Consider the following 10198-nt stretch of genomic DNA (forward strand, 5'->3'; position numbering starts at 1 on the left):
ATCTGACTCTAAACTTACGAGAAGGAAGGTACATCATGCTCTCCATTGCAGGCTATCACATTGTAGAGCAACTCTACGAAAGCCAAAAAAATATTGTCTATCGCGCTCGGAGAAATTCAGATGGCAAGCCAGTCATCCTCAAGGTTTTAAGAACTAACTATCCAACCCCTAAAGAAATTGCTAAAATCCGACACGAATGCGAAATTACGAAAAACTTAAAAATTGACGGCATCATTCATTGCTACGGACTCGAAAAATATAACGGCTTGACCTTAGTTTTAGAAGACATCGGTGGCATTTCGCTGGGGGATTTTATTCTTCAAAACAAACTCGACACGATCGCTGTTTTGAAGATCGTCGCTCAGCTCGTCGATACGCTCGGCAAACTCCACGAAAAAAACGTCATTCACAAAGATATTAAACCACTCAATATTATTTTTAATCCCCAAACCGGTCAGACGAAACTGACCGATTTTTCGATCGCCTCCTCCCTCTCGCGAGAAAGTCAATCCGTCCGCAATCCCAACCTCCTCGAAGGCACGCTCGCCTATATGTCGCCCGAACAAACCGGTCGGATGAATCGCGCGATCGACTACCGTACAGATTTTTATTCCTTGGGAGCGACGTTCTACGAACTCTTAACGGGTCGATTGCCATTTTCAGCCTCCGATCCCATGGAATTGGTATATTGCCACATGGCGAAAAAGCCCGTTCCACCTCACGGGATCGAACCGACCGTTCCCGTAGCCGTCTCTGACATCGTCATGAAGTTGTTGGAGAAAATCGCAGAAGACCGATATCAAAGTGCTTATGGAATTAGAGCCGATTTAACCACCTGCTTGACGCAACTACAAACCTCGGGGATCGTTAGCAAGTTTACCCCCGGTCAGTACGATGTTTCTGCAAAATTTCAAATCCCGCAAAAACTCTACGGCCGAGAGCGAGAAATTGCAATCCTCACCTCTGCTTTCGAGCGAGTTTGTCGGGCAACCACCGAACTCGTCCTCGTCTCCGGCTACTCCGGCATTGGTAAAACCGCACTCATTCACGAAATTCACAAGCCGATCGTCCAGCGGGGCGGATACTTTATTTCCGGTAAATGCGACCAGTACCGGAGAAGCGTTCCTTACGCGTCTCTCATTCAGGCATTCCAAGACTTAATCCGACAACTGCTGACCGAGAGTGCAGAAAAGATCGCCGTTTGGCGGCAAAAACTTCTAGATGCCTTGGGGACGAACGGTCAAGTTATTATAGACGCGATCCCCGAAGTCGAATCGATCGTCGGCAAACAAGCAGAAGTCTTATCGCTGGGAACGATCGAAACGCAAAATCGCTTCAACCTAGTTTTTCGGAAATTTATCGAAGTTTTCGCACAGAAAGACCATCCCCTCGTCATCTTTTTAGACGATTTGCAGTGGGCAGATGCGGCGACGTTAAAATCGCTCGAAATCCTCGCGACGGAGTTCAGCCATCAGTCGTTACTGGTGGTGGGAGCCTACCGGAATAACGAAGTCGGTGCCACCCATCTTTTAACAACCACCTTAGAGAACGTCCGAAACAACGGCACTCGCGTCAGCTACCTTAACATCCAACCGTTAGATAGAGCTTGCACCGAACGGCTCGTGGCCGATACATTGCACTGCCCGGTGGAAAAATCGCGATCGCTGGCTGAGTTAGTCTTCAACAAAACCGCAGGTAATCCCTTTTTCTTAACTCAGTTACTAATTTCTTTATACCAAGAGGAGCTTTTAACCTTCGACGCCACCGGGGGATGCTGGCGGTGGGACAACGAACAGATCCAAACCCGCGACGTCACCGACAACGTCGTGGAACTGATGGTGAGCAAAATTCAAAAGCTCGGCGACACCACGCAGCACGTCCTGAAGCTGGCAGCCTGTATCGGCAATACCTTCGATTTGAACGTTTTGGCGATCGTCAACGAAAAATCTCCGTTCCAAACCGCCTCCGAGTTGCAAGACGCCCTTCAAGAAGAACTCGTTCTCCCCACCAGCGACGCTTATAACGTGTTCCTGCTCGACGAGCTAGACAAAACGCCGAACTGGACGGACGGCGAATACCAGATTACCTACCGATTTTTGCACGATCGCGTGCAGCAGGCGACCTATAGCTCGATCTCCGAGGCCGACAAGAAAGCGATCCATCTCAAAGTCGGTCGGCTGTTGTTACAACATACCCCACCCCAAGAGATCGAAGAAAACATTTTCGAGATCGTCAATCACCTCAACCTCGGTGTCGAGTCGATCGTCGATCGCTCCGAAAAAGACAATCTAGCCCGACTCAACGCGATCGCCGGACACAAAGCGAAAATCTCCACCGCCTACGAAACGGCTGCCAAATATTTAACCCTGGGGGTAGAGTTGCTCGCCCCCGACAGTTGGGATACCCTGTACGACCTGACGCTGAAGTTATACGTCGAAGCCGTCGAAGTAGAATATCTCAGCGCCCGCTTCGATCGCGCCACCCAGCTGGCTGAAGTCGTCCAGCAACGTGCCAAGACGTTACTCGATAAAGTCGAGGTTTACCAGATCCAAATTCAATCTCATATTTCCCAGAACCAGATGCAGGCAGCGTTGGACGTGGCTCTGTTCGTTCTCGAGATGTTGGGAGAACCTTTAACGTCCGCCTCCACCGACGATCTGAGTCCGAACGCTTCGAGCGACCTGCCAGAGATGAAAGACCCGGTGAAGCTAGCCGCTTTGCAGACCTTGATGAACGCGATGCCACCGGCTTACGTGGCCGCTGCGGACTGGTTACCGGCGATCGCCCAGAAGATGGTTCGCTTGTGCGTCCAATACGGCAATTCTCCCCTGGCAGCCTATGCCTATGCCTTTTACGGACTCATGCTGTGCGGTGCGTTAGGCGACATCGAAAAAGGCTATCAGTTCGGTCGCTTGGCCATCGAAATTCTCGATCGCTTCGAGACCCGAGAGTATCAGTGCAAGATCTACGAACTGTTCAACGCCCACATCCGCCATTGGAAAGAGCCGGTCGGGGCGACCCTCGAACCCTTAAAAGAAGCCGTTCAGATCGGACTCGAAACCGGCGACATCGAATACGCCGGATACGCTGCCATGTATGCCTCGATCTACCCCTTATTCATGGGCGAATCTCTGGAGGTGGTGCAACAACAGCAGCAGCATTACATCGACTTACTGATAGACCTCAACCAACCCTATTTCAGTTCCTACATTGCCATCTGGCGTCAGTGGGTGCTGAACTTAACCGGCGACACTGAAAATCCCCAACGCCTCGCGGGAAAAAGTTTTGACGAAGACGCGATGCTTCCAAAGTTCGTCGAGACGAATAACGGTGCTTTGCTATTTACGGTCTATCTCGCCAAAGCCATGCTGCTGTATTCCCTCAACGACTACGAGGCAGCGTTAGACATGGCTCGCCTGTCCGATCGCTACTCCGGCTTTTTGCTGGGTTTGATGCACACGCCCGTCCATCACTTCTACTATTCCTTAATTCTCTTAGCACAATGTCCCAGCCAAGAGTCGCCCGAACGACGAGACGTTCTCGATCTCGTGGCGTCGAACCAGGAAAAACTGAAAAATTGGGCGTTTCACGCTCCCGAAAACTACCAGCATAAATATCTATTGGTCGAAGCCGAAAAAGCTCGGGTGTTGGGGCAAACCCTCGAGGCGATGGAGTATTACGATCGCGCCGTTCGGGGAGCGATCGATGGAGGATTCGTCCAAGAAGAATCCCTCGCGAACGAACGAGCGGCAGAGTTCTATCTCGCCTGCGATCGCGAGAAAGTGGCTCGCACCTACTTCACAGAAGCCTACTACGGCTATATTCGCTGGGGCGCGACGGTCAAAGCGAACCGTCTCGAGGCGACCGTTCCCCACTTAATTTCACGGGTCGTACCGGCAACGATCGCCGAACGACTCTCGACGGCCACCTCCACCTCGGCCAGCGAAAACGTCAACGTTCTCGATTTAATTACCGTCGTCAAAGCCTCACAAGCCCTCGCTGGCGAGATCGTCCTGAGTCAGTTGCTCGATAAACTGCTCAGAATCGTGATGGAAAATGCCGCCGCCCAAACGAGCTGTTTACTGTTAGAAAAGGACGGTCAGCTCCGCATCGAAGCGACGGGAAATTTAGATAAAGACGAAGTGTTATTGTTGCCGTCTCTTTCGACGAATTCAGAGCTGCCGTTGCCTTTGTCTGTCCTCAATTACGTCGCGCGAACGAAAGAAGGGGTCGTTTTGAACGACGCGACCCGCGATAGCAAATTTGCTAGCGATCCCTATATGGTACGGACGCAACCGAAATCAGTTCTCTGTACGCCGATCGTGAATCAAGGGAAATTTATCGGTCTGCTTTATTTAGAAAACAATCTCACCATCGGAGCGTTTAAAGCCGAACAACTCGAAATTCTCAACCTCCTGTCTTCACAGATCGCGATCTCCTTAGAAAACGCTCTGCTCTATGCCAATGTAGAAGCGACGACTGAAGATCTCAAACGGACGAAGTCTCAACTCGAAGAGTACAACAGCACCTTAGAGCAGAAGGTGGAAGATCGCACCCTAGAGTTGATTCAAAAAAATCAACGTTTGAAGGAACAATCGGCTCAACTCGAACAGACGCTCTCCGAACTCCAAAAAACTCAAATGCAATTGATTCAAACCGAAAAAATGTCGAGTTTGGGAAATTTAGTTGCGGGGGTCGCGCACGAGATCAACAACCCGATTAGCTTCATTCACGGGAACTTAATCCACGCCGAAGAATACAGCCGAGATCTGTTAAATTTGATTCAGCTATATCAGGAGGAATATCCCAATCCAACCCCCAAAATCCAAATAGAACTCGATCGCGTCGAGTTGGACTTTTTAGAGCGCGACCTGCACGATTTGGTGCGTTCGATGCAGACGGGTGCCGATCGCATTCGTCAAATTGTCTTGTCCCTCCGCAACTTCTCTCGCTTGCAGGAAGCGAGCTTAAAGCCGGTCGACTTGCATGAAGGTCTCAAGAGTACGCTGTTCGTGTTGCACGATCGCCTGGTGGAGAAACCCGATCGCCCCGAAATTCGCACGATCGAAGAATACGGCAACTTACCCCTGGTCGAATGCTATGCCGGAGAACTCAACCAAGCGTTCCTCAATATTATCGACAACGCCATCGACGTGCTAGAAAGCCGCGATCGCACGAGATCGCGATCGCAAATCGAGCAGAACCCCAGTACGATCTGGATTCGCACCGCTGCCATCGATCGCGATTGGGTCGAGGTCGCGATCGCCGACAACGGACCGGGAATGACCGAAACCGTTCGCAGTCGCTTGTTCGACCCGTTCTTCACCACCAAACCCGTCGGTTCGGGTACGGGGTTGGGGCTGTCAATTAGCTATCAAATTATTGTCGACAAACACGGCGGAAAAATTTCCTGCATTTCGAGACCCGATGGCGGAACGGAATTTCAAATTCAGGTTCCCGTGCGACAACGGAAACTGTCAAACGCCAGCTCTTGAAGACTGCCGACTCGTCTCCCCTCCGACAGACGACATCGCGAGACATCGCTTAGGAGTCTGACGGTGCATCGGTGAATTTATAGCCGACGCCGACTACGGTTTTGATAAACTGAGGGTGAGTCGGATCGGCTTCGACTTTCTTTCGCAATCGCGCCACGTGGGTATCGACGACTCGCTCGTCTCCAAAAAAATCTTCTCCCCAGAGGCGATCGATCAACTGCGCCCGACTCCAGACACGCCCCGGATAGCTCATCAACGTTGCCAATAAATTAAATTCCAAGGCCGTTAAATCTAAGGGTTCTTCTCCGTCGCGATCGAGATGGCGGTGAGCCGTTCGGCGATCGAGATTGACCGTAAAAGAGGCGCTCTGATGAATCCGCTCCTGTTCTTGTCCTCCCTGGCGCAAACTACGGCGCAATAACGCTCGAACTCTCGCGACTAACTCCCGAGGGCTAAAGGGTTTGACGAGATAGTCGTCGGCTCCAGTCGATAACCCGATGACGCGATCGATCTCTTCGCCTTTGGCCGTCAACATTAAAATATAGGGATCTTTGATACCGGTTTGCTGTCGGATGCGGGCGCACACTTCCAATCCATCCAACCCCGGCAACATCAAATCCAACACGATTAAATCCGGTTGTTGTTGGCGAAACGCATCGATCGCCGCCCAACCGTCACCGGCCAGATGACAAGAAAACCCTTCGGGTTCGAGGGTTTGTTGCAGCAATCGAGCGATCTCCCAATCGTCTTCAACAATTAAAATTTTCATCGCTGTTGTTTCGAGGGCAATGACGGACGTTCTCCGCGATCGCGCTGTTGTCGTAATTCCTCGCGAACGCTCATCAAGATTTTACCCAAATGGTTTTCTCCCGTGCGATCGGCACCGCAGCCCCAAAAATAATCGACGGGGGAATCTTCGACTAACCGCTCGTCTCCCGTCTCGAGCAAGATTTGTCTCACGTCCTCGTGGGTGAGAAACTTCGTGCGTACCGCTTCGTACATGACGGTCGTTTTGACCTCGTCCCAATCACAGCGACACCGACGCGAGCGATCGCGCCCCAATCGCGCCGCTTCTTCTGCCGTTTCAGCCGTGCGAATCGCCTCCACGACCGATTCGTCCTTCGTTCCCACGTACTTGTGAGCTTGGTAGTAATGCTCGACCGTTCGCCAAACGCGCCCCTCCAATTCGATGCTGTGAGGCGAAAAATTGGAAAAACAACCGTATTCGCGATCGACTTTATAAAAATAAATGGTCATGTCGTCTCGATGAGGAAATCCGCGATCGACTACCCAAATCCATCCGCTCTAAGTGTACACGACCGCCTATTAGGGGCGTTATACGAAATCCGAAAATTGATTTTGGCTCAAAACCCAACGGCCGAACCCCTTCAAATCTCGTTCTCGGTTCTTGATAGTAGAGCCTTTTTCTCAACGCTTCGACTTCGCTCAGCGTTGAGTCCGAGCGGAGTCGAGGACTCAATAAGCTTGAATTAATCGAAGTAGCCAAATACTGATTTTGAGCGAGCCGACCAGTCCCTCTATCCCCCCAACCCTCCTTTCAAAGGGGGGCTAAGGGGGGATGTGGTGAAGACTTCTTGACACCTAGCTTATCGGAAACGGATTGGGTACATCTCAAAAATGTCAATTCATCCGAGCGGCTGTTGGGTTCCACTTCGTTCTACCCATGGACGGCAGCGTTGCCGAAGTCCAACCTACCCGGAGCTTCGTGTTTTTATCAAAGTGAGATGCACCCAACGGATTCCGTATGATTTACCTTTTTTACGAAACCGTCGTAATATCGGCTCCCAACCACGCTTGGAAGTTTTTCGCCTGCGTCAATGTCGGATTTTTCACCGGAACGACGCGATAGTTACTCGGCTGAGGTTTGGCGAGGGTGACAGATACCGTTTTCAGTTCGTCTTGATGGAAAACGCTGACTGAAATCGTATCCCCAGGTTTATAGTCTTTCAAGCGATCGGCGATCGCATCGGAACTGACGCGGAAACCATCGATCGCCAGCAGTTCGTCACCAGCATCCAATCCAGCCTGTTGTGCGGGAGAGTCGATTTCCACAAATTTAATTGTCGTACCGTTCCCGTTTCCGTTCCCGTTTCCATTGACTCGCACACCCCAAAACGGCGGTTGTTTGTCAGTATCCGTTTTTAAACTCAACCCGAAAGGTTCGAGAAACTCAGCTAAAGGCAATTCTTCAGTTCCATGAATATAGCGATCGAAAAAGTTGTCTAACTGGCAACCGGCAACGAACTCGAACGCCTCTTGAAGCTGTTCTGGGGTATAGCCAATTTCATCTTTTCCAAACTGCTGCCAAACCTGTTTCATAACATCGTCGATTGAGCGAGTATTGTCGCTCTTTTGGCGAATCGTTAAATCCAACATCAACGACACGAGTTCCCCTTTCAAATAATAGGAAATTTGTGAATTGTCGCTGTTGGCATCGCGTCGATACAGCTTGATCCAAGCGTCCCAACTCGATTCAGATAGGGGTTGCACGAAACGCCCCGGCGTTGTAAAAAATCGGGTAACATCTTTCGAGAAAATCTTCAAAAACGATTTCGCATCGTAAAGGTTCGCCCACAACGGCAGTAGCATATCGTAATAGCTCGTAACGCCTTCGCAGAACCACAGAGACGGCGTATAGTTTTCGGCAGTGTAGTCAAAACGTTCTAACGCTTTGGGACGAATGCGTTTGACGTTCCACAAATGGAAGAACTCGTGAGCGACCAGTTGCAGAAAACGATTGTAAGAATCGGCTTTTTGGAACCCCAGTCGAGGGTAGTTTAAAGAACAGGAATTTTTGTGTTCTAAGCCACCGAAACCGCTGCCGGATAAGTGTAAAATAAAGAGATAGCGATCGTACGGCAAACCGCCAAACAGTTGAGCTTCGACGCGCACGATGCGATCGATTTCTTCGATCAGGCGATCGAGATCGAGGTTACCCTGTCCCCAAACCACCAGTTCGTGAGATTTCCCAAAAATCTCGAACTCGCGACGTTCTTGAATGCCGATTTCAAACGGACTATCGACTAACGTGTCGAAATCCTCCGCAACAAACGTATTTTCGACCTCGGGAACTGGAGAAAGTGTCGTGGCAATTTGCCAATCGGAATGAGGAAGTGCGATCGCCACTTCAATGGGTCGATCTTCAAATCCTGGTATAAAAAAGAACGTCGCCGCCCCGTTAAAATACCCGTGCGTTCCGTCGAGATGGTTAGTACGAACCGTCAGTTCGTTAGCGAACAACCGATAAGACACCACAATCTCTTCCGTGGTATCCGTTTCGATTTGCCACTGGTGTTTCGAGACTTTACGCCAAGCCAGTGTCGTGCCTTCTGGGGTTTGCGCGGCAAAATCCTGTACGTTACGAGCGTATTCTCGTACTAAATACGATCCTGGCGTCCATACCGGAAACGTCAAATCTAAGTGTTTCGCCTGCCATTGCGACACCTGCAAGCGAATCTCAAACAGATGAGATTCGGGTTTGGACATCGCCACGGTGTACCGCAAGATCGCGTTTGGATTGGTTTCGGAAGTGTTCGGTCGAATCGGAATTACTTGAGTCACGATCGCTCTTATACTCTCATCACTGTACCGGCAACGCCGCCAACCCACCACAAGCAAGCTGACGTTGCCTTCCTTCTAGGGTAGATCGGGTTTTACGGCGAAGAGGCTTTTTACAGTCACCAGTCACCAGTCACCAGTGAAGACAGGGAACGGGGAACAGGCAACAGGCAACAGTGAAGACAGCAAACAGATAACTGTTTCTCCCCTGCTCCCCCTCTCCCCTTCTCCCCCTCTCCCTGGCTCCCCATCCGATCGACACCTCAATTGCCCATGTGTCCGGCGAGGTGGGTAAGTTGTTTGAGGTTGACCAAATACATCGCTTGGCTGGCTTCGTCGATTTCGACCCAACCCTTGCTGACGAGCTTTTCCATAATTTTACGGGCGTCGTCGGCCGTAATGTCGGCCACGTCTGCCAAATCTTTCAAATCGAGGTTGTAAATTTTGGTTCCCTTTTCCGTCGCTTCGCCGTAGCTTTCAGCCAGAGAGACCAAGGTTCGGGCTAACTTAATGGCTGGAGGACGGTTCCGTATTTGAAAACGCGCGTTGGTTTGACGCAGGCGACGCACCATCAACTGCAACATCCGGTGATGTAATTGCGCGTCCTTAAACAGTGTTTGAATGAAGCGTTGCGCCGAGACGCTAAGTAACTTCACACTGGAGAGGGCGATCGCGTCGCTCGATCGCGGTGATTCGTCCAAAATCGCCATTTCGCCGAAGAAGTCGCCCTGTCCGAGAACGGCGAGAGTCACGGCATCTTCTCCAGAGAGGCGTCGGACTTTCACCCAACCCGACATGACAAAATAAACAGCGTTCCCCCAGGCGTCTTCCATCAACACGGCACGACCAGGGGGATACTCGTGTTCGTCAGCCACTGACAGCAGCCAATCGACCGTTTCGGGATTTGCCGCGTTGAACAGGGGGAACAGCTCGCTAAAGGCTTCGCTTTGCATGAACTCGATCGAGAGATAGCCAATATCAGGGGTTACTGCAACAGATGCCAGGGATGTCTCCCGGCGATCGAAAAACCTCAACCCCTACTTGATGATAATGCGACGAACCGCGATCGAGAGCAACTCTATTAGATTCTTCGGGGAACGGGGGACGGGGAGAGGGGGAGACGG

The 10198-nt window shown here is 51.0% G+C and carries 5 protein-coding genes; 1 reads left to right on the plus strand and 4 read right to left on the minus strand.

Annotation, left to right across the window (positions count from 1 at the left end; genetic code table 11):
* Positions 1 to 35 precede the first annotated feature (35 nt).
* Positions 36 to 5495 carry a trifunctional serine/threonine-protein kinase/ATP-binding protein/sensor histidine kinase gene (locus tag POG22_RS14235; protein ID WP_498905985.1) on the plus strand — a complete coding sequence of 1820 codons (5460 nt, stop codon included), beginning with the start codon at positions 36 to 38 and terminating at the stop codon, positions 5493 to 5495.
* Between the two features lie 49 nt (positions 5496 to 5544).
* Here POG22_RS14235 and POG22_RS14240 read toward each other — a convergent pair whose 3' ends face one another.
* The 4 genes from POG22_RS14240 to POG22_RS14255 form a co-directional block, all read right to left on the minus strand.
* On the minus strand, positions 5545 to 6264 hold the full coding sequence (locus POG22_RS14240) for an MtrA family response regulator transcription factor (RefSeq protein ID WP_498905987.1): 720 nt from the start codon (positions 6262 to 6264) through the stop codon (positions 5545 to 5547).
* Complete coding sequence (gene ybiA, locus POG22_RS14245) at positions 6261 to 6752, minus strand: riboflavin biosynthesis intermediates N-glycosidase (RefSeq protein ID WP_063717912.1); 492 nt, start codon at positions 6750 to 6752, stop codon at positions 6261 to 6263. The genes POG22_RS14240 and ybiA overlap by 4 nt, the downstream gene beginning before the upstream one ends.
* 522 nt (positions 6753 to 7274) lie before the next feature.
* A complete protein-coding gene (locus POG22_RS14250) occupies positions 7275 to 9077 on the minus strand; it encodes a M61 family metallopeptidase (RefSeq protein ID WP_063717911.1) in 1803 nt (600 codons plus the stop codon).
* Between the two features lie 260 nt (positions 9078 to 9337).
* The gene (locus POG22_RS14255) at positions 9338 to 10027 is read right to left on the minus strand and encodes a Crp/Fnr family transcriptional regulator (protein WP_035492940.1); all 690 of its coding nucleotides are present in this window, start codon (positions 10025 to 10027) and stop codon (positions 9338 to 9340) included.
* Positions 10028 to 10198: the final 171 nt, after the last annotated feature.

Origin of the sequence: Geitlerinema sp. CS-897 (assembly GCF_028368005.1) — a bacterium.
In the GTDB taxonomy this organism is placed as follows: Bacteria; Cyanobacteriota; Cyanobacteriia; order Cyanobacteriales; family Geitlerinemataceae; genus Baaleninema; species Baaleninema simplex.